Source organism: Streptomyces sp. NPDC046881 (assembly GCF_040645015.1).
Taxonomy (GTDB): Bacteria; Actinomycetota; Actinomycetes; order Streptomycetales; family Streptomycetaceae; genus Streptomyces.
Window position 1 is genome coordinate 17504 of the sequence record NZ_JBEYXJ010000053.1, and the last position, 25183, is coordinate 42686.

21 protein-coding genes and 1 pseudogene are annotated in these 25183 nt (G+C 73.8%); 10 read left to right on the top strand and 12 right to left on the bottom strand.

Annotated elements, in window-relative coordinates:
* Positions 1-3: 3 nt before the first annotated feature.
* Together ABZ923_RS23950 and ABZ923_RS23955 are read left to right on the top strand one after the other, a co-directional pair.
* On the top strand, positions 4-1266 hold the full coding sequence (locus ABZ923_RS23950; RefSeq protein ID WP_361475195.1) for a VWA domain-containing protein: 1263 nt from the start codon (positions 4-6) through the stop codon (positions 1264-1266).
* On the top strand, positions 1266-2063 hold the full coding sequence (locus ABZ923_RS23955) for a hypothetical protein (RefSeq protein ID WP_361475197.1): 798 nt from the start codon (positions 1266-1268) through the stop codon (positions 2061-2063). Before ABZ923_RS23950 ends, ABZ923_RS23955 begins: the two co-directional genes overlap by 1 nt.
* A gap of 61 nt (positions 2064-2124) precedes the next feature.
* On the opposite strand, the gene ABZ923_RS23960 is transcribed toward ABZ923_RS23955, so the two are convergent.
* Positions 2125-2751: a winged helix-turn-helix transcriptional regulator gene (locus tag ABZ923_RS23960; protein WP_361475199.1), complete on the bottom strand. Its 627-nt coding sequence runs from the start codon at positions 2749-2751 to the stop codon at positions 2125-2127.
* Between the two features lie 81 nt (positions 2752-2832).
* Between ABZ923_RS23960 and ABZ923_RS23965 the strand changes: the two genes are divergently transcribed.
* Entirely contained in the window at positions 2833-4041 is a 1209-nt protein-coding gene (locus ABZ923_RS23965; protein ID WP_361475201.1) for a pyridoxal phosphate-dependent aminotransferase, read from the top strand.
* A 15-nt stretch (positions 4042-4056) separates the two neighbouring features.
* Here ABZ923_RS23965 and ABZ923_RS23970 read toward each other — a convergent pair whose 3' ends face one another.
* From ABZ923_RS23970 to ABZ923_RS23980, 3 genes are read right to left on the bottom strand one after another with little or no spacing between them, the layout of a single operon-like run.
* Positions 4057-4695: a 4'-phosphopantetheinyl transferase superfamily protein gene (locus ABZ923_RS23970; RefSeq protein ID WP_361475203.1), complete on the bottom strand. Its 639-nt coding sequence runs from the start codon at positions 4693-4695 to the stop codon at positions 4057-4059.
* Positions 4696-4710: 15 nt separating this feature from the next.
* Positions 4711-9348, bottom strand: a complete 4638-nt coding sequence (locus ABZ923_RS23975; RefSeq protein WP_361475205.1) for an aminotransferase class I/II-fold pyridoxal phosphate-dependent enzyme — start codon at positions 9346-9348, stop codon at positions 4711-4713.
* Complete coding sequence (locus ABZ923_RS23980; RefSeq protein WP_361475207.1) at positions 9341-11692, bottom strand: MMPL family transporter; 2352 nt, start codon at positions 11690-11692, stop codon at positions 9341-9343. The genes ABZ923_RS23975 and ABZ923_RS23980 overlap by 8 nt, the downstream gene beginning before the upstream one ends.
* A 326-nt stretch (positions 11693-12018) precedes the next feature.
* On the opposite strand from ABZ923_RS23980, the gene ABZ923_RS23985 reads away from it, so the two are divergent.
* The 5 genes from ABZ923_RS23985 to ABZ923_RS24005 all read left to right on the top strand — a co-directional run bounded on the left by ABZ923_RS23985 (position 12019) and on the right by ABZ923_RS24005 (position 16444).
* Positions 12019-13821: a trypsin-like serine protease gene (locus ABZ923_RS23985; protein WP_361475209.1), complete on the top strand. Its 1803-nt coding sequence runs from the start codon at positions 12019-12021 to the stop codon at positions 13819-13821.
* 79 nt (positions 13822-13900) lie between these two features.
* On the top strand, positions 13901-14500 hold the full coding sequence (locus ABZ923_RS23990; protein WP_361475211.1) for a histidine phosphatase family protein: 600 nt from the start codon (positions 13901-13903) through the stop codon (positions 14498-14500).
* 164 nt (positions 14501-14664) lie between these two features.
* Positions 14665-15285, top strand: coding sequence for a hypothetical protein (locus ABZ923_RS23995; protein WP_361475213.1), 621 nt, complete (start codon positions 14665-14667; stop codon positions 15283-15285).
* Between the two features lie 52 nt (positions 15286-15337).
* Entirely contained in the window at positions 15338-15760 is a 423-nt protein-coding gene (locus tag ABZ923_RS24000; RefSeq protein WP_361475215.1) for an acyl-CoA thioesterase, read from the top strand.
* A gap of 63 nt (positions 15761-15823) precedes the next feature.
* On the top strand, positions 15824-16444 hold the full coding sequence (locus ABZ923_RS24005; protein WP_361475217.1) for an exonuclease: 621 nt from the start codon (positions 15824-15826) through the stop codon (positions 16442-16444).
* A 16-nt stretch (positions 16445-16460) separates the two neighbouring features.
* Here ABZ923_RS24005 and ABZ923_RS24010 read toward each other — a convergent pair whose 3' ends face one another.
* From ABZ923_RS24010 to ABZ923_RS24045, 8 genes and pseudogenes are all read right to left on the bottom strand, one after another.
* On the bottom strand, positions 16461-17876 hold the full coding sequence (locus ABZ923_RS24010; protein ID WP_361475219.1) for a nucleobase:cation symporter-2 family protein: 1416 nt from the start codon (positions 17874-17876) through the stop codon (positions 16461-16463).
* 197 nt (positions 17877-18073) lie between these two features.
* Positions 18074-19459 carry an 8-oxoguanine deaminase gene (locus ABZ923_RS24015; protein WP_361475221.1) on the bottom strand — a complete coding sequence of 462 codons (1386 nt, stop codon included), beginning with the start codon at positions 19457-19459 and terminating at the stop codon, positions 18074-18076.
* A gap of 80 nt (positions 19460-19539) precedes the next feature.
* Positions 19540-19875 (bottom strand): annotated as a pseudogene (locus tag ABZ923_RS24020) (solute carrier family 23 protein); the annotation flags it as partial.
* A 244-nt stretch (positions 19876-20119) separates the two neighbouring features.
* Positions 20120-21067 (bottom strand): factor-independent urate hydroxylase, encoded by a 948-nt coding sequence (pucL, locus tag ABZ923_RS24025; RefSeq protein WP_361475223.1) that lies wholly within the window; start codon positions 21065-21067, stop codon positions 20120-20122.
* 4 nt (positions 21068-21071) lie between these two features.
* On the bottom strand, positions 21072-21479 hold the full coding sequence (gene uraH / locus ABZ923_RS24030; protein ID WP_361475225.1) for a hydroxyisourate hydrolase: 408 nt from the start codon (positions 21477-21479) through the stop codon (positions 21072-21074).
* Positions 21480-21483: 4 nt separating this feature from the next.
* Complete coding sequence (uraD, locus tag ABZ923_RS24035) at positions 21484-21996, bottom strand: 2-oxo-4-hydroxy-4-carboxy-5-ureidoimidazoline decarboxylase (protein WP_361475227.1); 513 nt, start codon at positions 21994-21996, stop codon at positions 21484-21486.
* Between the two features lie 130 nt (positions 21997-22126).
* Positions 22127-22495: a helix-turn-helix domain-containing protein gene (locus tag ABZ923_RS24040; RefSeq protein WP_361475229.1), complete on the bottom strand. Its 369-nt coding sequence runs from the start codon at positions 22493-22495 to the stop codon at positions 22127-22129.
* Positions 22492-22743, bottom strand: coding sequence for a hypothetical protein (locus ABZ923_RS24045; protein ID WP_361475231.1), 252 nt, complete (start codon positions 22741-22743; stop codon positions 22492-22494). Before ABZ923_RS24045 ends, ABZ923_RS24040 begins: the two co-directional genes overlap by 4 nt.
* A 240-nt stretch (positions 22744-22983) precedes the next feature.
* Between ABZ923_RS24045 and ABZ923_RS24050 the strand changes: the two genes are divergently transcribed.
* Positions 22984-24027, top strand: a complete 1044-nt coding sequence (locus ABZ923_RS24050; RefSeq protein ID WP_361475233.1) for a lytic murein transglycosylase — start codon at positions 22984-22986, stop codon at positions 24025-24027.
* 117 nt (positions 24028-24144) lie between these two features.
* On the top strand, positions 24145-25155 hold the full coding sequence (locus ABZ923_RS24055; protein ID WP_361475235.1) for a sigma-70 family RNA polymerase sigma factor: 1011 nt from the start codon (positions 24145-24147) through the stop codon (positions 25153-25155).
* The last annotated feature ends 28 nt before the right edge of the window (positions 25156-25183 follow it).

Here is a 25183-nt window from a genome sequence, read left to right on the forward strand (position 1 = left end):
GCGATGATCACAAGACAACGGCTGGCGGCGGGCGTCTGTGCTCTGCTCGCCGCCCTGACGGCCGGGATCGCGTTCCCTGCCGGAGCGGTCGCCGACGAGACGGACCAGTCCGCTCCGAAGGTCGAACTCGTGCTGGACGTCAGCGGTTCCATGCGCACCCGCGACATCGACGGCGGCACCCGGATGGCCGCGGCGAAGCAGGCGTTCAACGAGGTGCTGGACGCGACCCCGGAGGAGGTCCGGCTCGGTATCCGCACGCTCGGTGCCAACTACCGCGGCAACGACCGCAAGGAGGGCTGCAAGGACACCGAGCAGCTCTATCCGGTCGGCCCGCTGAACCGGACCGACGCGAAGACGGCCGTGGCCACGCTGGCGCCGACCGGCTGGACCCCGATCGGGCCCGCGCTGCTGAAGGCGGCCGGTGACCTGGACGGCGGTTCCGGCACCCGCCGCATCGTGCTGATCAGTGACGGCGAGGACACCTGCCAGCCGCTCGACCCGTGCGAGGTGGCCCGGGAGATAGCGGCCAAGGGCATCGGGCTGACCATCGACACCCTCGGCCTGGTGCCGGACGCCAAGACCCGCGACCAGCTCAGCTGCATCGCGGACGCGACCGGCGGCACCTACACCGACGTACGGCACAAGGAGGAACTCTCCGACCGGGTCGGCGACCTGGTCGAGCGGGCGGCCGATCCGGTGGTCACACCGGTGGCCACCGAGGGTGCGGACCGGTGCGAGAAGGCGCCGGAGCTGAAGTCCGGGCTGTACACCGACCGGGTGGAGTTCGGCCGGCAGCGCTGGTACAAGGTGGCCGTCGAGCCCGGCAAGGAGCTGCGTGTCGCGGCAAGCGTGGCGGACGACCGCGCCGTGAACCCCGACTACGGGGTGCTGCTGCGGGCGGTGACGGTGCACGGCCGGGAGATCGTGCGCGGCGAGGCCGCCGGCACCGGCCGTACCGATGCCGTCTCCACCGGTCTGCGCTATCCGAAGCCGGACAGCGACGACGACACGGCGCCCGCCGAGACGGTGTGCCTCCAGCTCACCAGCTCGTTCTCGGCCGCCGCCGGCGTCAAGACGAGCCCCGGACTGCCGGTGGAGCTGACCGTGGACGTGGTGGACGGGCCGTCGGGGCACCACGACGTGGCCGCCTTCGGTCTCGGCCGGGGCTGGTGGCTGCTCGGTGTGCTGGTGCTGGCCGGCTTCCTCGCCGGTCTGCTGTGGGGCTGGCTGTCGCGCTGGCGGGTCGCGGTCTGGAGGACGAACTGATGCGGATCACACGAGTGCTGGGCGCCGCGCTGCTGGCGCTGGGGCTGGCCGCCGGGCCGGCCGCCGCCGACTCCTCGCCCTCCCCGAGCGCGTCCGCCGACGGCGACGCGCCGACCCGGGCGGGCTCCTCCTTCCGGACGGCCACCGAGATCGAGCAGGGGCAGCGGGCCACCGCCTCCGGCTCCACCGGCGACTACCTGTACTGGTCGTTCCCCGCGGACACCGGGCAGCGCCCCACCGTCACGGCGACGGTGAAACTCCCCGCCACGCACGGCTCCGAGACCTGGCAGCTCGACGTGTACGACGGTCTGCGCCGCCGCCAGGCCTGCCAGTACGGCGCCCAGACCCGCACCGCCGCGCAGGGCGCCGCCTCGGTCGAGCTGGCCTGTGTGCTGCGCACGGTACGGGGCTGGTCGGAGCCGTGGGCCGATGACCCGCTGCCGGGCACGTACTACGTCCGGCTGACGGTGGTGGACCTCGCCGCCGCCGACCTCGGGCAGCCGGTGGACGCCGAGGTGCGCGTCGACTCCAAGGACATCGGCGGGGCGGCGGCGGTGGACGGCTCGCTGGGCAAGCCGCTCGTCCCCGGCATCGCCGCCAAGTCCGCGCAGGACGACGACGCGAAGACCGCGGTGCTCTCCAGCTTCGGCCGGGACGACGGCTGGTCCTCCGGCTGGTGGTCCGACCGCTGGGTGTGGACCGGTGTCGGCGCCGTCCTGGCCGCGCTCGCCGGCATCGGCGGGTACGTGCTCACGCGGGGGTCGGGCCGGCCGTCGCGGGTGCCGCCGAACGGCTGAAGATGATGTGACGCGAAGGCCCGCCTCCCCGGCGGGCCTTTCGCTTCGCCGCGGCCCGTTCTCACGCCTCCCGCAGCGCCTTGGCCAGCGTGCCGTCGCCGGTCACCGTCACCCGTCCGTCCCGTACCGCCTCCGGCAGGCCCGTCTCCCCGCGGGCGATGGCCTCGCAGGTCGCCGCGTCCATCACCAGCCGCGCGTCCGCCTCGCCGGGCGCGGGTCCGTCGCCGTACACCGGTCCGTCCTCGGCGCCGACCCGGAGGTGGAACTCCCCCTCCTCCAGGCCGACTTCGACCATTCCCTCGCCGTCCAGGGCACGCAGCAGCGGCAGCGCGAACCAGTGGGCGCGCACGGCGTCCGTGGGCCGGCGCTCGCCCAGTTCACCCTCGCCCCAGCTGCCCAGCGCCTGCAGCACGGGCAGCAACGCACGGCCGCGACCGGTGAGTTCGTAGACGTAGGCCGCGCCCGGCGGGGGCAACCGGCGCCTGGTGGCGAGTCCGTCCCGCTCCATGTCCTTCAGCCGGGAGGCGAGTACGTCCGTGCTCACGCCGGGCAGGTCCGCGTGCAGGTCCGTGTAGCGCCGGGGGCCGGCGAGCAGTTCCCGGACGATCAGCAGGGTCCAGCGGTCCCCGACGAGGTCGAGCGCGCGGGCTGCGGAGCAGTACTGGTCGTAGCTTCGGCGAGGTGGCATGCGACGCAGTCTAGACGTGTTGTTGGACTTTCCAAGCTCCTACTTGGTAAAACCAAGCATCACGAGTTTCCGGAGGGGCGCATGGAGTTCCGGCAGTCCAACAAGCTCAGCGAGGTGTGCTACGAGATCCGGGGTCCGGTGATCGAGCACGCCAACGCGCTGGAGGAGGCGGGGCACAGCGTGCTGCGCCTGAACACCGGCAACCCCGCGGCCTTCGGGTTCGAGGCGCCGGAGGAGATCGTCCAGGACATGATCCGGATGCTGCCGCAGGCGCACGGCTACACCGACTCCCGGGGCGTCCTCTCGGCCCGCCGCGCGGTCGCCCAGCGCTACCAGACGCTGGGCCTGGAGGTCGGCGTGGACGACGTCTTCCTGGGCAACGGCGTCTCGGAGCTGGTCTCCATGGCGGTGCAGGCGCTGGTCGAGGACGGCGACGAGATCCTCATCCCCGCCCCGGACTTCCCGCTCTGGACGGCCGTCACCACGCTGGCCGGCGGCAAGGCCGTGCACTACCTGTGCGACGAACAGGCCGACTGGAACCCGGACCTGGCCGACATGGCGTCGAAGATCACGGACCGGACCAAGGCCGTGGTCATCATCAACCCGAACAACCCCACCGGCGCGGTCTACCCGAAGGAGGTCGTCGAGGGCATCCTCGACCTGGCCCGCCGGCACGGCCTGATGGTGTTCGCCGACGAGATCTACGACCAGATCCTGTACGACGACGCCGTCCACCACTCGGCCGCCGCGCTCGCCCCCGACCTGGTCGTCCTCACCTTCTGCGGCCTGTCCAAGACCTACCGGGTGGCGGGCTTCCGCTCCGGCTGGCTGGTGGTCACCGGTCCGAAGCAGCACGCCAAGGACTACCTGGAGGGCCTCACCATGCTGGCCTCCATGCGGCTGTGCGCCAACGCGCCCGCCCAGTACGCCATCCAGGCCGCCCTCGGCGGACGCCAGTCCATCCGCGACCTCACCGTGCCCGGCGGCCGGCTGCACGAGCAGCGGACCGTGGCCTGGGAGAAGCTCAACGAGATCCCCGGCGTGTCCTGCGTCAAACCCAAGGGCGCGCTGTACGCGTTCCCGCGCATCGACCCCAAGGTGCACCCGATCCACGACGACGAGAGGTTCGTCCTGGACCTGCTGCTGCGCGAGAAGATCCAGGTGGTCCAGGGCACCGGCTTCAACTGGCCCCGCCCCGACCACTTCCGCATCCTGACCCTGCCGTACGCGGAGGACCTGGAGGCGGCGATCGGCCGGATCGGCAGGTTCCTCGGCGGGTACCGGCAGTAGCCCGCGGTCCCCCGGTCACGGGAGGACGAGGGCGAGGGTCGCCGTACCCGCGCCGCCGACCAGGGCCCGGCGGCCGCCGGACAGCAGCGGCGGGGTCAGGGCGAGGATGCGGACACGGCGTGGGGCCTCGCCGGACAGGCACCGGCGGCCGGCCTTCACCGCCGCCTCCTTCAGGGCCCAGGCCGCGGTGAGCAGTTCGGGGGAGTCGCGGGTGAGCCGTCGCTCCGCGGGGGACAGGACATGGGGCGCGGCGCGGCGTACCGAGGGTGCGGCGCTCACCTCGCACAGGTCCACGCCGACCGCGCCGGGTGCGACGGCCGCCGCGACGTGGTGGGCCGTGTGACTGAGGGAGACCTGGAGGCCGGGGACCGACAGGCGGGGGCTGCCGTCGGCGCGCGGGAGGATCTCCACCTCGCCGACCGGCCGGCCGGTCACCTTGGACACCACGGTCTTGGCGAGGAGACGGCCCGCTGCCCACTCGGCCTGCCGCCACCGCGGCAGACCGTGGAGGACCTGCCACTCGGCGGGGGTGAACGGCAGCGGCGACCAGGAGGGCGGCGCGCCGCGGACACCACGCCGGGCCACGAGGAGAGCCGCCCCGCCCCAGTGGTGGACCCGGTCCGGCGTGATCGCGGGGAACACGGCGTTCGGCATGACGGTGCCCGCCCCTCACGCGGCGGGCGCGCTGTCCGCGCCGCCGGCCCGCCGCAGCTGCCCCTCCAGCGCCGCGACCGTGTACCGGATCTGTTCCGGCGTGTGCTCGCAGGTGAGGAAGAACCGCAGCCGGGCCAGTTCCTCGGGAACCGCCGGATGCAGGATCGGGTTGACGCTGACGCCCTGGTCGAAGAGCGCCCGGGCCAGCCGCAGCGTCCGCGCCGAGTCCCCCACGACGCACGGCACGATCGGCGTGCCCTCGCTGCCTCCCGTGTCGACGCCCGCCCCGCGGGCCAGGCGCAGGAACAGCGCCGCGTTCTGCCTGAGCCGGGTGAGGCGCTCCGGTTCGGCCCGCAGCAGCCGCAGCGCGGCCAGTGCGGCGGCCGCGTCGGCGGGAGTCATGCCCGCGCTGTAGACGAAGCCCGGCGCGGTGTAGCGCAGGTAGCCGACCACGGCACGGTGCGCCGCGACGTAACCCCCGCACCCGGCCAGGGACTTGGACAGGGTCCCCATCCACAGGTCGACGTCCGGGCGCTGCACGCCGAAGTGTTCGCCGGCACCGCGCCCGGTGGCGCCGAGCACGCCGATGCTGTGCGCCTCGTCGACCATCAGCAGCGCCGCGTGCCGGCGCTTGACCTCGACCAGGGCCGGCAGGTCGGCGATGTCGCCGTCCATGCTGTACACGCCCTCCACCACGACCAGCACCCGTCGGTACTGGTGACGGATCGTGGCGAGGAGTGCGTCCAGGGCCGCCGCGTCGTTGTGCGGGAAGGACCGCCGCGTCGCGCCGGACAGCTTGCAGCCCTGCAGGATGCTGTCGTGGGCGAGCGCGTCGTGGACGACCAGGTCACCCGGCCCGACGAGGTGCCCGATCACGGTGACGTTGGTGGCGTGCCCGCTGGTCAGGGTGATCGCGTCGTCGGTCCCCAGGGTGCGGGCGAGTTCGCTCTCCAGGTCGCGGTGGAGCGGACGGGTGCCGGACAGCAGCCGGCTGGCGGAAGCCGAGGTGCCGTACCGGTCCACGGCCTCCTTGACGGCCTCGCGCACCTGCGGGTGCGTGGCCAGGCCCAGGTAGTTGTAGCCGGAGAAGGAGACGAGTTCCCGGCCGTCGACGACCGTCCGGTCCGTCATGCCGCCCTCGTGGACCAGGAAGTAGGGATTCGGCAGCCGGAGTTCACCGAGCCCGTCGATCCGCCCGTGGTGCGCGGTGACCTCGGGGAAGCACTCGATGCGCCGCTGCTCCTGCGGCGGCGGGGCGCCGCCCTCCGCGGCCTCCTGCCTGATCATCGCCGTGACGCTGCCGACGGTCGGCCGGGCGCACCGCTCGTCGATCGTCAGCGACGGCCAGCGGGCCTTGAGCGAGGCGAACAGGTCGGTCAGCATCAGCGAGTCGAAGCCGAGGTCGTCGACCAGGTGCTGACCGGCCCGCAGCTGCTCCACCGGGAAGGCGCTGACACGGGCTATGTGCGCGAGTACGGCCTCCTCGGCCCCGGGGGCCGCACGCGTGCCCGGCGGGGCGAGCGGCTCGGGATCGGCGGCCGCGGGCCGGGCACCGGCCGTGCCCGGCAGGGTGTCGCTCAGCTGCTGGAGGACGGTGACCTGCTGCTGGATGAGGTCGAGCAGTTCGCGCATCGGGGCCTCCTTGGCCGAGGGCTGGAGCTGGGGTGGGGGTTGGGGTTGGGGTGAGGTCTGGCCCGCGGGCTGGGGTTGGGGCCGGGGTGAGGTCTGACCCGCGGGTTGGGGTTGGGGCTGGGTCTGGCCCACGGGCTGGAGCTGGGGCTGGCCCACGGGCTGGAGCTGGGGCTGGGTCTGGGTCTGGCCCACGGGCTGGAGCTGGGGCTGGGTCTGGGTCTGGGTCTGGCCCACGGGCCGGGGCCGGGGCTTGTCCGGGTTCCGTCCGGGATCCGGGCGGCGCACCCAGTAGGACCGCTCCTCCAGCCGGGCCACCGGCAGGTCCAGCTGCCGGCGGTCGTCCTCCCCCACCAGGGCCCGGGGGTCGACCGGGACGCCCAGCACCGCCAGCCGGGCCAGGGCCCGTGGGAAGCCCCACGCGTCGTCCGGGGCCGTACCGGCGACGACGTGCACACCGTCGTGGTCGGAGAGGTTGCGGCGGACGGAGGTGAGGAGCGAACCGCCCCCCGTCACCTGGAGGAAGACCCGCGCGCCCGCGTGGTGGGCGCTGCGCACGGCGTCGCCGAAGTGGACCGGCCCGGACGTGTGGCGCGCCCACAGTTCGCGCAGCCGCTCCGGCTCGTCGCACACCGTGCCGCTCACGGCCGACACGAACGGCAGGCGGGGCGTGCCGAGGGGGCGGCGGGCGAGATCCGCGCGCATGGCGTCGTCGGCCCGGGCCAGGCGCGGCGAGTGGAAGGCGCTGGACGCCTCGAGGGCGGAGGTCGCGATCCCCGCCTCGGCACAGACCCGCCGCAGCGCCGCGATCCCTTCCTCGGTTCCGCTCACCACGGTCTGGCGCGCGTGGTTGAAGCACGCGAGCCACACGTCGTCGATGCCGCGCACCAGCCGCCGGCAGGTGTGCCTGTCGGCCTGCACGGCGAGCATCCCGCCACGTGACTCGGCCTCGGCCCCCTGCATCACCGCACCCCGGTGGGCGAGCAGCCGCAGGGTGTCCTCGTCGGTGAGGAAGCCGGCCGCCGCGGCGGCGGCGAACTCGCCGAGACTGTGCCCGAGTACGAGGTCGGGTGCCACGCCGCACGCGGCCAGCAGCCGGGTGGCGGCGATCTGCACGGTGCCGAGCACCGGCTGGCACACCTCCGTGTCGGCGAGCCGCCGCCTGACCTCCTCGTGCGTCCGGCCGCCGTAGAGCAGACCGGCCACGTCGGTCCCGGCCACGGCGCCCAGCGCGCCGACGGCGCGGCGGAACCCGGCGAACCTCTGGTGGAGGTCCCGCAGCATGCCCGGCTGCTGACTGCCCTGGCCGGGGAAGACGAAGGCCAGCCGACGCCCGGCCGGCGGCAGGGGCGCGTCGGCGGCGAAGGCACTGTCACCGAGGTCGCCCCGGGCGCCCTGGGCCAGCTGCCTCCGGGCCCGGCGCAGCCGCTCGGTGAACGCGGCGGCATCGGCGGCCACGATCGCGAGCCTGCTGGGCAGCGGCTCGCGGCCGCCGAGGGTGTGGGCCAGTGCCGCCATCGACGCGCCGGGCGTGTGATCCAGGGTGGCAAGCAGCTCGTCGATGTGCTTCCGGAGCAGCTCCGGGCTGCCCGCCGAGATCAGGGCGAGCTGGGGTGCGGGCGCGGTCCGGGTGCCCGCCGGCCGCCGTGCGGGGGCGGCGGCCGGCGCCTGCTGCAGGACGACGTGGGCGTTCGTACCGCCGAAGCCGAACGAGCTGACGGCGGCGCACCGCGGGGCGCCGCCGTCCGGCCAGGGGCGGACGGTGCCGGCGACGCGCAGGCCGGCGGCGTCGAGCCCGAGACCCGGGTGGGGGGTGAAGTCCGGCTGGGGTACGACCGTGCGGTGGTGCACCACCAGGGCGGTCTTGATCAGCCCCGCGATACCCGCCGCGGACAACGAGTGCCCGATGAGCGCCTTGGCCGAGGACAGGTAGCTCAGGGCGGGGTCCTCGTCCGGGTACTCGGCGCGCAGCCGGCGCAGCGCCTCCACCTCGACGCGGTCGCCGACCGTGGTGCCGGTGCCGTGGGCCTCGATGAACCCCACGGCGGAGGGCGGCAGGCCCGCGTCGGCGTAGGCGCGGCGCATGGCCCGCAGCTGTCCTTCCGGTGAGGGGCTCAGCGGGCCGGGCGTGACGCCGTCGTTGGCCGAGCCGATGCCCTTGACGACGGCGTAGACACGGTCGCCGGCGGCGAGCGCGTCCCTCAGGGGCCGTACGACGACCGCGCCGGCCCCCTCGCCCAGGACGAAGCCGTCGGCCCGTTCGTCGAACGGGCGGCACACGCCGTCGGCCGACAGCACGCCGAGACGGGAGAAGCCCACGAGGCTGTCCGGGGTGAGACTGAGGTGGACTCCGCCGACGACGGCCGTGCTGCAGCTGCCCTGGCGCAGGTGGAGTACCGCCTGTTCGAGGGCGATCAGCGAGCCGGCGCACGCGGCGTCGACGGCGAAGCTGGGCCCGCCCAGGCCGAAGTGCCGGCTCACGGCGGCGGGCGCCATGTTGAGCAGGCTTCCCGGGAGGGCGAAGGAGTCGGCGGCCGCGAGCCGTGCCAGGGCCCGGTCCTCGATCGCCCGCACGAGGACGGGATCGGACGACCCCTGGGCGATGCCGCGTGCCCTCAGGCTCGCCGTCATCAGCTCCCGGTAGTCGGACGCCGACAGGCCGAGGAAGACGCCGGTGCCCTCCCGGTCGAAGCCGCCCCGGCCGAGCCCCGCGTCGTCGAGGGCCTCGCGGGTGACGTCGAGCATCAGCCGGTGCTGCGGGTCCATGGCCTCCGCACGGCGGGGTGGCAGACCGTAGTGCGCGGCGGCGAAGCGGTCCACTCCGTCGAGGAAGGCGACCCGGTCGGTGTAGGCGGTGTCCGGAGCGGACCGGTCGACGGGGTCGTGGAACGCGGCGTGGTTCCAGCGCTCCTTCGGGACGGGGGTGAACCGCCGCTCGGCGCCGAGGAGGAGCCGCCAGTACGCGCGGGTGCCGTGGGCGCCGGGAAAACGGCAGCCGAGGCCGACGACGGCGATGTCATTCATGGGAGACCTGCCTCTGTTCTGGTGCCCGGTGCGGGCAGCCGGTGCGGGAGGGGTGGGGAGAGGACGGGGAGGGTGACGGGGACGGGGGTGGTGACGGCCGCGGCGGTGGCGGTGGCGGCGGGTGTGCCGGTGGTGTGCCCGCGTGGCCGGGCCGGCGGGGAGGCTCCTGGGCCGGCCCGGACGAGGGCGGCCCGGTGCGCGTGCCTGCGCCGAACGGCCGCGGCGCCCACCAGTTCCATCCGCCGGCGAGCCGCATGAACGCCGGCACGAGGACACCGCGCACCAGGCTCGCGTCGAGCAGGACGCCCAGGCCCGCCCCGATCCCGAAGAACTGCAGGAGGGACACCCGGGAGGAGCCGAAGGCGAGGAGCGTGAAGGCGAGCAGGGCGCCCGCCGTCGTGACGATGCCGCCGGTGCGGGCCACGCCGGTCACGATCGCGTCGGCGGTGTCGTGTCCGGCGTCGTGCGCCTCCTTGATGCGGGCCAGGACGAAGACCTCGTAGTCGACCGAGAGCCCGAAGACGACGCAGAACAGCAGCACCGGCATGGTCGTGCTGAGCGGCCCGGGCGTGAACCCCAGCAGCGTCCGCAGGTGCCCGGACTGGAAGATCCACACCATGGCGCCGAGCACCGCGGCGAGGCTCAGGCAGTTCAGCGCGATCGCCTTCACCGGCAGCAGGAGGCTGCGGGAGAAGAGGAACAGCAGCAGGAACGTGGTGCCGGCGATCGCGGTCGCGGCGAGGGGCAGCCGCCGGGCGATGGTGTCCTTCGCGTCGACGAGCGCGGCGCTCGGGCCGCCGACGTGGATCTCGGTGTCCGCGGGCGTCGGCGTCCTGCGGATGGTGCGGACCAGGCGCTGGGCGGCGGCCGAGTGCGGGCCGGCCGAGGGCACCACCGAGAACAGCGCGGGAGCGTCGGGACCGGACGGCAGCAGGCGGGTCGCCGCGGAGCCCGGAGGGGCCACCCGGACGCCGTGCCGCCACACCCCGGACGGTCCGACGACCTCGGCCACGCCCGGCAGTGCGGACAGCCCGGGCGCGTAGTCGAGCGCGCTCCGGGGCGTGCTGCTGGTGAAGAACACCGTGAGGGCGTCGGCGCCGCCCCGGTCGAAGTCGCCGCGCAGCAGGTCACCGGCCTGACGGCTGGAGGTGGTCCGGGGCAGCGCCCGGTCGTCGGGGGTCGCGAACCCCGCGTGGGTGAACGGTGCCGCGAGCACCGCCAGCAGGGCCAGCACCGGCAGCGCGGCGAACACCGGGCGGTGTACGACGCACCGTGCCAGCCGCTCCCAGAACCGCGACGCGGAGCCGGCCCGGGTCCTGTGCCGCCAGGGCACCGCCCACGCGTTCACATGGGGGCCGAGCAACGCCAGCAGCGCCGGCAGCACCGTCACGGCGGCGACCGCGGCGAGGGCCACCACGGCGATGCCGGCGTAGGCGAAGGAGCGCAGGAAGTACGGCGGGAAGAGCAGCAGCGCCGCCAGCGCCGCACAGACCGTGGCGGCGCTGAAGAAGATGGTGTGGCCCGCGGCGCAGGCCGTGCGCCGGGCGGCCTCGCGGGGTTCGTGCCCGGCGGTCAGCTCCTCCCGGAACCGGGAGACGATCAACAGCCCGTAGTCGATGCCCAGGCCGAGCCCGAGCGCGGTGGTGAGGTTCAGCGCGAACACCGACACGTCGGTGACGCCGCCGATGAGGCTCAGGGCCAGCAGGGTCCCGCAGATCGCCAGCACGCCGATCAGCAGCGGCAGGGCCGCCGCCAGCACGCTGCCGAACACCAGGACCAGGAGCAGGAGGGTGCCGGGCAGGACGACGGCCTCGGCCCGTTTCAGGTCGGAGGCGGCCAGGTCCTGCATCTCCTGGTCGGCCAGGGCCGTGCCGCCCACGTGCACCGTGAGGGCCGACCGGCCGGACAGCGCCGCGCGTACCCGCTCGGCGCGCGGGCCGAGCTGTTCGCCGTCGCCGTCGACGTGCGCGACCAGCAGCGCCGAGCGGCCGTCGCGGCCGCGCAGCCGCGCCGGCCCGCCGCTCCAGTAGGAGGACACGTCGCTCACGTACGGCTGGGCGGCCAGGCGCCGGGTCAGTGCCCGTCCCTCGGTGCGCGCCGCCGGAGCGTCGACTCCGCCGTGGCGGGACCGCACGACGACGACCAGGTTCGCGGACGTGCCCTGGTACGGCGCGATCACGCGGGCCGCGAAGCGGGAGTCGCAGGCGGGGTCGTCGTAGCCCTGTGTCTTCAGCCGGCTCGTCGCCGACGAGCCGGCGACGAGCGACAGGACGAGGAAGCCGAGGGCGGCGAGCAGCACGCACCGGGGGTGACGGGTGGCGAAGGAGCCCAGCGAGCGGTACATCCCGCCTCCTTTCCGGTTCGTGTCCACGGCGGCGGGTCGCGGGGACGGTCGGCTGCCACCGTCCCCCGGGACCGCGGAGCCGCCCCAGCCCCGACTGTTCGTTACTTGACGGGGGGTGCGCCGCGCGGTATCGGGCGCCGCGCACCGGATCGGCGGAGGGCCGGGCCGCTCCCGTTTCGCGCACCTGTGCGAAGATCACGTGTCCCGTCGTCTCCGGCGGCGGGGACGACCAGGGGGTTGTTCCGGTACGCGGTACGGCGCCGCCCTCGACCAGCGCGCGCCGCCCGCCTCCCTGGTCCCGATCGAGCAGACCAGGGGGAGCACCGTTGTTCTCGTATCGAATACGCCGGGCCGCCGTGGCCGTGCTGTGCGCGGCGCCCATCGGGCTCGCGGCGCCGGTCGCACAGGCGGCGCCGCCCGCGCCGCCGCGCCCGGCCGCCGGGCAGGAGGCGCAGCAGGCCGCGCGGTTCTGGACCGCGCAGCGCATGGCCGGCGCACGGCCGCTGGACGCGGCGCGGCAGGCCCCGCCGGCGCCGGGCGGGCCGGCCGCCGCGCGCCGCCCCCAGGGCACGCTGTTCAAGGGGACGCGGCTGGTGGGGACGTTCTTCGGCTCGGACGGGCCGCGCGGCACCACCTGGCACTGCACCGGCAGCGTGATCGACACCAAGGTCCGGAACATCGTGCTCACCGCGGCCCACTGCGCGCTGAACATGAAGGGCGACTACATCTTCGTCCCGAAGTTCGTGAAGGGCGCGGCACCCGACCGGCAGCCGTACGGCATCTTCCACATCCAGCGGATCTTCATCGACCCCCGGTACGTGCCCGACCGCGGCTCGTCCACCACCAAGAAGGCCGCCTCCGACCTGGACACCGCGTTCGCCCGGGTCTCGGTCAACCAGCGGGGGCAGTCCCTGCAGGACGCGGTGGGCGGCGGGCTGACCTTCACCCGGCCCGCCGGCTACAAGCTGCGGAACGTCACCGTCGTCGGCTACCCCTCCCACCGGCACAACAGCGCCGGACGCGCCGTCAAGTGCACCGTCCCGACCACGCAGTTGCGCGGCTACCGGCAGCTGTCGATGACCTGCGGCGGCTACTACGGCGGGGTGTCCGGCAGCCCGTGGATCACCGACTACAAGGACGACGCCCGCACCGGGCACGTCATCGGCAACCTCGGCGGCTACAACGGCGGCGGCAACGACGCGAGCGTCGACTACATCAGCTACGCCACCGCGTTCGGCGCCGACGCCGCGAACCTCCTCGCCGACGCCGTCGCCGACCAGGCCCCGCCCGCCGACCTGCCGCCGTACCGGGGTGTGAAGGGCACGCTGCCGGGCGGCGCGGCACGCTGGCGCAAGGCCGTGCTCATGGCCTCCGGCGACTACACCGGCGACTCGCGCGGGGACCTGCTCGTGGTCTGGTCCGACGGCGCGGTCACCCTGCAGCCGGGCGACGGCAGGGGCGGCTTCGGCGCCGAGAAGCAGCTGCGGAAGGCCAACTCCACCTGGACCCGGGCCCGGGCCGTGACCGGCGGCACCTTCACCGGCGGCGGCCGGGCCGGGCTGCTGGTGCGCTGGTCCGACGGCGCGGTCACCCTCTACCCGCAGCCCGGGCCGTCCGGCCTGGGCCGGGAGATCCGGATGGCGCCGGCCGGCTCCGCGTGGAAGAACGCCGTCCAGCTCGCCGCCGGCCCGTTCCGTGCGGACGGCGGGACCGGCCTGCTGGTGCGCCGGGCCGACGGCTCGCTCACCCTGTACGACCGGATCGGGGCCGGCGGCTTCGGCACCGGCACCCCGCTCCTCGGGGCGAGCGCCACCTGGACCAAGGCCGCCCTGCTGGCCGGCGGCGACTTCGACGGCACGGGCACCGGCGACCTGCTGGTGCGCTGGGCCGACGGCACGCTCGACACGTACGCCGGCACCTCGCCCGCCGGGCTCGGCACCAGGACCCGGCTGCGCGGGCCCAACAGCCTCTGGCCGCACGCGCAGGTGCTGACGGCCGGCGCCCTCCGGCACGCCCGCGCCCTCGACGACCTGGTCGTGCGCTGGTCCGACGGGGAGACCACGCTGTACGCCGACACCGGCACCAAGGCCCTCGGCACCGAGTACACGCTGGTCCACCCCGGCACCTGACACCCGGCGCCGGTGCGGGAACGGCCGTCTGGCGCAGTCCGCCCTGCGGGCCGCGCCGCCCCTGTGCCACCGTGCCGTCATGGGTGACCTCTTTCTCGTCCGGCACGGGGAGACCGAGTGGTCGCGGTCCGGGCGGCACACCGGCTGGACCGACGTACCCCTCACCGAGCACGGGCGGGAGGAGGCGCGCCGGCTGGTGCCGCTGATCCGCTCCCACCGGATCGGGGCGGCCTTCGTCAGCCCCCTGCAGCGGGCCCGGGAGACCGCCGAGCTCATCGGGATCCCGGACGCGCGGGTCGACACCGACCTGCGCGAGTGGGACTACGGCGGCTACGAGGGGGTGACCACCCCGGAGATCCAGCGGAGCCGGCCCGGCTGGTTCCTGTTCACGGACGGGGTCGCGCCCGGGCCGCCGGACCACCCGGGCGAGACTCCGGAGCAGGTCGGGGAGCGCGCCGACCGGATGCTGGCCAAGGCCGACGCCGCGCTCGCGAGCACCGAGGGCGTCGTCGTGCTGATCGCCCACGGCCACTTCCTCCGTGTGCTCACCGCCCGCCGCCTGGGCCTGCCGCCCCGGCACGGTGCCCTCTTCCAGCTCGCGACCGGCACCCTGTGCCGCCTGGGCACCGAACACGACCGGCCGGTGGTGGCGGGGTGGAACATCCGGCCCCGGGAGTGAGGGGGCGGCAACGGCGACACGGCCGGACCGCACGCCGTCCGCGCGGAGCCCCGGCCGGCAGCGCGATGCCGCGGGACCCGCCGTGTCAGAGGCGGGCCGTACTCTGCGGAGGGGCCGTCCGTCCGGCGGTTCCGTGGAGCGAGCGGTACCGGAAGGAGTCTCCCGTGACCCGACCGCCGACCGCCGCGCAGCGGCGGCTGATCGAGAGCGCCGACCCGGTCACCGGCCGGCTGCGCGGTACCGAGGCCCAGCTCGCGGCGCTGGTGAAGCGGGGGCTGGCCTTCCGGCACCCTCGGCCGCCGCACGACCACTTCCTCACCCCGGCGGGCCACCGGATCCGTGAGGCGGTGCCCGGGACACCGGCCGGGCCCGCGCCGGACACCGGGGTGTTCACCGCCCGTGTCGGCGGCGAGGAGGAGCCGCCCGGCACCGGTCCGGCCCGGCGGCGCCAGGTGCACAGCGCCTGGCAGGGGCTGCTGGAGCTGCGCCGGATGACGAATCCCGACGGCGCCGCGGACCGGCCCTGCGGATGGGAGCGCACGCACCTGGTGCGGGCCGCCGCGCTCGCGCTGGAGGCCGCCGGGCACCCTCCGGCGGGCGGGGACGCGGACGGCTACCGGGTCCGGGCGACCCCGCAGCCCGAGGCCGTCGCGGTGTACGCGCCGGACGCCCGGGCCCTGGCGGACTGCGCGGCCACCCTGGAGCGGGCCGGCTGGCAGGCCGGCGAGTACACCGAGCCCCGGACGAGGGCGCGCTATCTGCTGGCCTCGCCGCGCCGGGTGTGACCGGCGTGTCAGGATCGGTCGACCGCAGAACCGCACGCGAGAAGGGCAAGCAGTGGCCGAACCGTTTTCCGTCCGTGTGACCGTCCGCGGATACGAGACCGATGTCCAGGGACACCTCAACCAGGCGGTGTACCTCAACTACGCGGAGCACGCCCGCTGGTCGCTGCTCCAGGCGGCCGGGATCAGCCAGGCCCGGCTGCTGTCCCGGGGCGTGGGCCCGGTGGCGCTGGAGACGAACATCCGCTACCTGCGGGAACTGCTCGCCGGTGACGAGGTCGACGTCACGTGCGTGTTCGAGTGGGGTGGCGGCAAGACCTTCCGGATCCGGCAGGAAGTCCTCAAAACCGACGGCACCGTGGCGGCCGAGGTCACCGCGGTGGGCGGCCTGCTGAACCTCGCGGAGCGCAAACTGGTGGCGGACCCGCGGGAGGTGTTCAAGGAACTGACGACGGACGTCACCCTGTTCGGCCTGTAGCCGCCGGCGGCCCACGGCACATCGGCGTGCGGGCATGCGCCGCGGGTGGGATGCTTCCGGGTCATGTCCGCACGTCGCGTCAAGCCCAGCCTGTACATCTCCGTCGACATCGAGGCCGACGGCCCCATTCCCGGGCCGTACTCGATGCTCAGCCTCGGCGCGGCGGTCGCCGGGGTGCAGGACGCCGCCGGTTTCACGGCCGCCGACCCCGAGGAGCGGACCTTCTACCGCGAACTGTGCCCGATCAGCGAGGAGTTCGTGCCCGAGGCGCTGGCGGTGAGCGGTCTCGACCGGGCCCGGCTGGCCGCCGGAGGAGCCGAACCGGCCGTGGCGCTCGCGGAGTTCGCCGCGTGGGTGCGGGAGGTGAGTGCGGGCGCGCAGCCGGTGATGTGCGGCTACCCGGCGTCGTACGACTGGACGTTCCTGTACTGGTACCTGATCCGCTTCACCGGCTCCAGCCCGTTCGGGCACTCGGGGTGCCTGGACCTGAAGACGCTGTACGCGACGAAGGCCCGGCTGCCGCTGCGGGCGGTGGCGAAGGGCACCATGCCCCGCGCGCTGCTGTCCCGCCGCCGGCACACGCACCACGCCCTGGACGACGCGATCGAGCAGGCGGAGCTGCTGGCCAACCTCATGAAGTGGCCGGGGGCCGCGGCGTCTTCGCCCGCTCCCCCGGCCCCGTAACTCCCGGCCGTCGGTCTCAGTGCGCAGCGGCGATCTCCTCCCCCGCCTCCATGGGATGGGTGACGTCGTGGGCCTCGCGGCCCTTGCCCAGGTGGTTGAAGAGCAGGTTCAGGACGACGGCCGTGACGCAGCCGGTGGAGATGCCCGAGTCCAGGACGATCTTCGCGGTCTCGGGGAACGCGTGGTAGAACCCGGGCGCGGTGATCGGGATGATGCCGACCGCGAGGGACACGGCGACGATCAGGACGTTGTTGTCCCTGTCGAGGCCGGCCCGGACCAGGGTCTGGATGCCGCTCGCGGCGACCGACCCGAACAGCACGACACCGGCGCCGCCGAGGACCGGGCGGGGGACGACCGCGATGAGCGAGGCGGCCATCGGGCACAGGCCCATCAGGACCAGGAAGCCGCCGCCGGTCGCGACGACGTACCGGCTGCGGATCCTGGTCATGGCGACCAGGCCGATGTTCTGGGCGAAGGCGCTGCACATGAAGCCGTTGAACAGCGGGCTGATCGCCGAGCCGAGGGTGTCGGCGCGCAGACCGGCGGCGATGGTCCGCTCGTCGGCGGGGCGTTCAACGATCTCGCCGAGCGCGAGCATGTCGGCGGTCGACTCGGTCATCGAGACCACCATGACCACGCACAGGGAGAGGATGGCGGCCAGCTGGAACTGTGGGGCGCCGAAGTGGAACGGGGTCGGGAAGCCGACCACGTCCGCGTCGGCGACCGGGCCGAAGTCCGTCACGCCGAACGGGATCGCGATCAGCGTGCCGGCGATCAGGCCGAGCAGGACGGCGATCTGCTTGACGAAGCCACGGGTGAAGCGGCGCAGCAGCAGGACGATCAGCAGGGTGACGCCGGCGAGGGTGAGGTAGGTGGTCGAACCGTAGTCGTCGGCCCTGGGGTCGGGGCCCTGGGCCCAGCCGAACGCGACGGGGAGCAGGGACACGCCGATCAGGGTGATGACGGATCCGGTGACGACCGGCGGGAAGAAGCGGATCGCCTTGCTGAAGAAGGGCGCGGCGAGGAAGCCGAGGAGGCCGGCGACGACGACCGCGCCGAAGATGACCGGCAGGGCGTCGGACTTGTCCTCGGTGGAGGCGACGATCGCCGTCATGGGGGCGACACCGGCGAAGGTGACGCCGTTGACGAAGGGCAGCCGGGCGCCGATCTTCCAGAAGCCGAGCGTCTGGAGGAAGGTGGCGAGGCCGGCGGTGAACAGGCAGGCACCGGTGAGGAAGGTCAGGTCGGTCGCGGACAGGCCTATGGCCGCGCCGACGATGAGCGGTGGGGCGACGACCCCGGCGTACATGGCGGCCACGTGCTGCAGACCGCTGGTCGCCATTTTGAGGGCGGGGAGTTTCTCGTCAACTGGATGGGCGGCCACGGCGGCTCCTCCGGGCGGGTAACACGTCGTAGGCGACGCGGGTTTCATGGAGGTGGTGCGTGTGGTCGTGCGGGACCGTGACGGGGGTGGCGCTCGAGCGGTGGGGCGGTGTGGGGGTGACCGTCTCCGGGGTGCGTGCGGGCGCACGCGCCCCGGAGCCGGCGTGCCGTGGATCCCGCTCGGATCCACGGTCCCGGCCGGGAGCCGTCCCTCCCGGCCGGAGTCCTGGGGAGACCCGGTGCGGATCAGGCCTGCGCGGCGATGCGGGCCAGGCGCTGGGCCTCCGCGCGGGTGGTGGCCGCGACGGCGTCCTCGTCGACGGTGAGCAGGCGGCCGTTCTCCACGATCTGCCGGCCGTTGACGAAGGAGGCGGTGACCGGGGCCGCGGCGCCGAAGACCAGCGCGGTGACCGGGTCGACGATGGAGGCGTGGGCGAGGGTGTCCATCTTCCACAGCACCAGGTCGGCGAGCTTGCCGGGCTCCAGCGAGCCGATCTGCCCGGCCCGGCCGAGCACCCGGGCGCCGCCGTGGGTGCCGAGCCGCAGCGCCTGCCGGGCGTTGAGGGCGGCCTCGCGGTGCGCGCCGAGCCGGTTGATCAGCAGGGCGTTGCGCAGTTCGGTGTGGAGTTCGCCGGACTCGTTGGAGGCGGTGCCGTCGACGCCGAGGCCGACCGGGACGCCCGCCTGGAGCATGTCGGGGACGCGGGCGATGCCGGCCGCGAGGCGGGCGTTGGACGACGGGCAGTGCGCGACGCCGGTCTTCGTGCGGGCGAACGCGGCGATGTCGGAGTCGGTCATGTGGACGCAGTGCGCCATCCACACGTCCTCACCGAGCCAGCCGGTGGACTCGAAGTAGTCGGTGGGGCCCATGCCGAACAGCTCGTGGCAGAACTTCTCCTCCTCCACCGTCTCCGAGCCGTGGGTGTGCAGCCGTACGCCGAGGCGGCGGGCCAGCTCGGCGCCCTCGCGCATGAGTTCGGTGGAGACGGAGAACGGCGAGCAGGGGGCCACGGCCACCTGGGTCATCGCGTCGAAGGAGGCGTCGTGGTGCTGCTTGACGGTCTCCTCGGTGGCGGCGAGGGCGTCCTCGAGGGTCTCGACGGCGAAGTCCGGCGGCAGGCCGCCGTCCTTCTCGCTGCGGTCCATCGAGCCGCGGGCCAGGGTGAACCGTACGCCCATCCCGGCGGCGGCCCGGATGATGGAGCCGGACAGGTCGCCGGAGCCGTGCGGGTAGACGTAGTGGTGGTCCATGGCGGTGGTGACTCCGCCGCGGGCCATCATGGCGAGGGACCCCTGGGCGGCGGCGTACGTCATCTGCTCGTCGATGCGCGCCCAGGTGGGGTAGAGCGCGACCAGCCAGTCGAACAGGTTGTGGTCGGTGGCCAGGCCCCGGGTGATCCACTGGTAGAAGTGGTGGTGGGTGTTGACCAGACCGGGCGTGGCCAGATGGCCGCTCGCGTCGATCCGGCGCACCACGTTCTCCAGGCCCTCGGGGGCCTTGCCCGCGCCGACCGACTCGATCCGGTTGCCGGCGAGGACGAGGTGTCCGGAGGCGTACTCCGTGTCGCCCGCGTCCACGGTGGCGATCGCGCAGTTCTCGATGACGATGCGCTGGGCTGCCGATGGTGCCATCGTGCTTCCTTGTCTTTCAGTGGCGGACCCGTGGACAGAGGGACCGAAGGGGGTGTCCACGGGGAGGGCACGGCAGGACCCTAGGAGGATTTGAGTGCCGGGGCGGGTTGGCGGCCCCGGGTGCCGAAGTGGTGGAAGAAGAGGTTGAGCAGGACCGCGGCGAGCGCGCCCGCGCTGATGCCGGAGCCGAGCACGGTCTGCGCCCAGGCCGGGAAACCGGCGTAGAAGGTCGGCGCGGCCGGCGGGACGATGCCGGCGCCGCCGAGAACCGGCATGGGGGCCGGGGAGACGACCGCGCCGAGGACCGGGAAGGCGCCGAGGACGAGCAGGGTGGCGCCGGCGACGGCGACGACGTACCGGCTGCGCACCCGGGTGAGGGAGACGACGCCGACGTTCTGGGCGAAGGCGGAGGTGGGGATGAGCGGAGGAGTGACCACGCCCGCGTACATGGCGGCGATGTGCTGGAGCGCGGCGGGGACGAGCCGCGAGAGGTGGAGCTTCTCGTCCACCGGGTGCACGGACGTGACGGCGTCCTCGGTGTGCACCGGCGGGGTGGGACAGGGGGCGGTGTCGGGCCCCTTCGCTGGCTGTGCCATTTCGTTCCCTCCGGTGTGGCGGGCCCCCGGCCCGGGTGGCGGGGCCGGGGGCGCGCGTCCCGCGTCAGAGGTTGGTCATGTCGACCGGGATCCGGGCCTCACAGCCGTCCCGCAGGATGGTGGCCTCGATGAGGCCGTAGGGGCGGTCGGCGGCGAAGTAGACCTCGTTGTCGTTCTTGAGACCGAACGGCTCCAGGTCCACCAGGAAGTGGTGCTTGTTCGGCAGCGAGAAGCGGACCTCGTCGATCTCGCTGCGGTTGTTGATGATCCGCGAGCCCATCTGGTACAGGGTCTGCTGCAGCGAGAGGGAGTAGGTCTCGGCGAAGGCCTGGAGCATGTGCTTCCTGACCTGCTCGTAGGACTTCTCCCAGTGGGGCATCTTCTGCTCGTCGTCGGTCCAGTTGAACCGCCAGCGGCCGGAGACCTGGGTGGCCAGGATGCGGTCGTACGCCTCCTGGAGGGTGGTGTACTTGTCCTTGACGTAGCCCCAGAACTCGGAGTTGGTCGAGTTCATCACGACCAGGTCCTTCAGGCCGGAGACGACCTCCCACTGCTCACCGTCGTAGGTGATCTGGGTGAGGCGGGTCTCCTGGCCCTTGCGGACGAAGGAGTGCTTGACCTCGTCGGCGCCGATGAACCTGCTGTTGGCGTCGGAGGTCTCGATCCGCTCCCAGGCGTACTCCTCGATGCGGATGCGGGCCTGGTGGATCGGCTCCTGGCTGGTGACGAAGTGCCGGGCCAGGTGGATGCCGAACTGCTCGGCGGACTCGATGCCGTACTCCTTGGCGAACGCGTACACCGTGTTCTTGGTGGTGTCGGTCGGCAGGACGTTGGCGTTGGAGCCGGAGTAGTGGACCTCCTCCATGTCGCCGCTCAGCGCGACGGAGACGTTGAGGTCCTTGATGTGGTGGGTGGCGCCGTCCCGCGTGATCTTGACGACTCGGTTCTCGGCCTTGCCGTACTGGTTCTGTCCCAGGATCACAGGGCGGGCAGGGCGGGAATTGACGGTCATTTAGCTAGCTCCCTCGGTAAACGGAGTAGCCGAACGGGTTGAGCAGCAGCGGTACGTGGTAGTGCTCGCCCGGTACGACGGCGAACGTGATCGCCACCTCCGGGAAGAACACCGCCGGTCCGCTGTCCCGATTCGCGGGGGCGTCCTGCTGCGCATCGGCTTGCTTCTTCGCAGTTTTCGCTTCGAAGTACGCCTCGACGGCGAAGTCGAGCCGTACGTGGGTGGTGCCCTCCGGCAGGTCCGGAAGGTCCTTGCACCGGCCGTCGGCGTCGGTCGCGGAGCCGCCGAGCGCCTGCCAGTCCGTCTCCCGGCCGCTGCGGGCCGACAGGTGGACGGCGACGCCCTCGGCGGGGCGGCCGAGCGAGGTGTCCAGGATGTGCGTGGACACGGAGGCGGTGGTGCTGGTGCTCATGGTGTCAGGCGTCCTCTTCGACGAGTCGGGCCAGTCGGATGCGGTTGATCCTGCCCAGCTCGGTGCGGACGATCTCCCGCTCCTGCTCCGGCGCGTTGCCGATCCGCTCCTTGACCGCGTCGCGCATCTGCTCGCCGGTCCGGCCGGTGGCGCAGATGAGGAAGACATGGCCGAACTTCTCCTGGTAGGCCAGGTTCAGTTCGAGCATCTCCGCCTTGAGCTCCTCGGCGGCGCCGGCCATGCCGGCCTGCTCCCGCGCGGAGGCCGGGTCGCCGGGCTTGGGGCGCCCGATCGGCGGGTGCCCGGCCATCGCCTCCTGAAGGTCCTCGGTGCTCAGCTCGGCCATGGCGGCGTCGCTGGCGGTGTACAGGTCCTCCGCGGTGGCGTAGGGGCGGGCGGCGAGCAGTCGCCGGGCCCACTCGGTGGAGGCGCACGCCTCGTGGAGGGCGGCGGAGGCCGCGCTCTCCTCCAGGGCGTTGAACCGGGCCAGGCCCGGGGGCGTGGAAGTCGAAGTCACGGGAGCCTCCGTGGCCGGATTCGGCCTTCGTGCTGAACGGGCTGCGAACAGCTAACGCCCTCCGAAACACGGCGTCAACACTTTGTTGAAAATTCCGCGTAACAACGCGGATTCCGCAGGCCCCGCTCGCTCAGGCGCCCTTCTCCCGGTTGAGGTAGTTGTAGACGGTGAAGCGGCTCACCCCGAGCGCGCTCGCCACGGTCTCCACACCGTGCCGCACCGCGAAGGCGCCGCGCGCCTCCAGTATCCGCACGATCTCCTGCTTGGACTTGCGGTCCAGGTCGGCCAGCGGCTTGCCGCGCCTGCGCTCCATGGCGGCCAGGATGTGGTCGAGGGAGTCGGCCAGCTGGGGCAGGCGTACGGCGACGACGTCGACGCCCTGCCAGGCGAGGACGACATCCTCGGCGCCGGCCTCGTCGGGCGGGAGGATCTCCCCGCCCATGGCGTCGACCAGCGGTTTCACAGCCGCGATGAACGCCTCGTCCCCGGTCCCGGTCACTGTCTCCCCTCCTCGATCACATTGACCTGGAGCGAGACCCGGGTCGCGCCGGCCTCCAGCGTCCTGCGCAGCAGGGCGTCCACGGCCGTGAGCACCGCGTCGGCACCGCCCTCCGCGGTGTTGCCGAACGGACCGACGTCCACCGCGTCCAGCTGCGCCGCCTCGACGACCTCGCGGGCGACCAGCGCGTGCGCGGGCGCCTCGTCCAGATCGAAGGGCTCGGTCGTGAACTCCACTCTCAGTCGCACTGTGCCCCCATGGCATCTGTTCCGGCCCGCTGCGTGCCGGCGGGCCGGCGATCGGGGCCGGTGAGCGACCCGACCGCTTGGTGAGACCTTAACGGACACGCGTGCGTGCACCGCTGCCCCGAGGGCGTCCCCGCCGCTCCCCGCGACGCGCCCCGCCGAATCCGTGCCCTCCGGCGCGACGGACCCGCCGTCCGGCCGCGTAGAGCAGACGACGGATTCGTTCGAGGAGGGGACTGCACAGTGACAGTGCGTGCACGAAAGGGGGCGCTGCGGAGCGCCAGGGGTACGGCGATCGCGGCGGCGGTGACGGCCGCGCTGACCGCGTCGCAGGCGCCGGGGGCGGTCCCGGCCGGGGCCTCGGATCCGGCGCCGAAGGCGGCATCCGCCGAGCACGGCCCCAGCGTGTCCGGCGACACGCCCTACCGCACCGCTCTTCCCCCGCTGCGGACCCGGAACAAGGGCTCGGCCACGGGTGTGCCGGGCGGCGCCCTGCCCGCGAGCGTGTTCGACGCGTACCGGCGGGCCGAGGCGGAGCTGGCGCGCACCACGCCCGGCTGCCGGCTGCGCTGGCAGCTGCTGGCCGCGATCGGGCAGGTGGAGTCGGGGCAGGCGCGGGGCGGCCGGGTGACCTCGGACGGTACGACCGTGTCGCCCATCCTCGGTCCCCGGCTGACGGGCGGCGCCTTCGCCGTCGTACCGGACACCGACGGCGGCGCCTACGACGGGGACACGGAGTACGACCGCGCGGTCGGCCCCATGCAGTTCATCCCGTCGACCTGGGCCCGCTGGGGCGCGGACGGCAATGGTGACGGGCGGGCGGACCCGGACAACGTGTACGACGCGGCGCTGGCCGCCGGCCGCTACCTGTGCGCGGGCGGCCGGGACCTGTCGGACCCCGCCGAGCTGGACCGGGCGATCCTCGGCTACAACCACTCGGAGGCCTATCTGCGCACGGTCACGGCCTGGTACGCGTACTACCTGACCGGGCACCGCGTGGTGCCGGACGCGTCCGGCGAGTCCCGGGACCGGCCGGAGCCGTCCCGTACGAAGCCCCCGAAGCCCTCGCCGAAGCTCTCGCCGGAGCCGTCCAAGGACCGGAAGCCGAGCCCGGGCCCGTCGCGCAGGCCGTCGACGCCGCCCGCCGCTCCCTCCCCCACCCCGTCCCGTACGCCCGGCGTGCCCCAGGAGCCGGAAACGCCGCGCGTCCCCGTCCCCGAACCCACCCTCACACTGCCCGGCGGCGGCGTGCTGCCCGACGCGGGACCACTGACCAGCGACAGCTAGCGTCGGCAACGGCTGGAAAACGATCGGAGTCGCCCCCTCCACAACCGCGGATACTCGGCGGTAATGTCGCCACCCGCCGGGAGCACAGGACCGGCGGGTGAGTGCGAAGGGGCCCTCATGGCGACGGACATGCCTGCGGAGACGGAGGCCGCCGACGAGCGTTGGCAGCGTATGTGGAGCCACCGCGAGCAGTTGCTCAAGGTGGCCCGGCGCCGCTCGATGAGCCCGGAGGACGCCGAGGACGCCGTGCACGAGGCGATGCTCAGGGCCGCGGAGCGCGCGGACCTCGACGACGAGCGGCTCGGCGCCTGGCTGACGACGGTGACGATGCGGCTGTGCGTCGACCGGTACCGGCAGGTCAACCGCGAGGCCGAGGTCGGCAGCCGCCCCACGCTCGTCGCACCGGGCCCCGTGCCCGTCGAGGAGGCGGTGTGCGACCGGGCCGAGGCGAAATGGCTCGCCGTGCGCAGCGGCGAGCTGCCCGCCCGGCAGGCGGAGGCGCTCCGGCTGAAGTCCGAGGACCTGGACGTGAGCCAGGTCGCCGTGCGGATGGGGCTCAGCTACCGGACCGTCGAGTCGCTGCTCGCCCGGGCCCGGCGGACGCTGCGCGCCTCGCTGGCCGGGACGCTCGGGCTCGTCCTGTTCCTGATCGGGCGCGGGCGGCCGCGCGGGGGCGGGAGGGTGCAGGCCGTGGCGGTCACCTCGACGGCGGCGACCCTGGCGGTGGCGGGCCTGATGCTGCCGTACGCACTGGACGGGGACGGTGGCGGGACCGTTCCCACCCCACGGCAGCCGGCGGTGTCCGGCGCGGCGCAGGTGCTGCGGACCGGCAGCGGCATGCGGGTGCGCGCACCGGAGACACGCAGGCCGTCCGCGGCGGCTCCGAGTCGGGCGGCGACTCGGCCGTCCGCCGCGGAACCCGTCGTACCGCTGTCCGTGCCACCCCTGCCGGAGGTCTCCTCGCCTGCCCTTCCCACGCTGCCGGTGGCGCCCTCGGTGCCGTCCGTGCCACCCGTGCCACCCGTGCCATCGGTCCCGACGGTCCCGACGGTCCCCTCGGCACCGTCGCTCCCGTCCGTCTCACTCCCCGTGCCCACCCCGAGCGTGCCTTCCCCGGAGCTGCCGTAACAGGCCGTGCACACGTCCGAAAAAAATT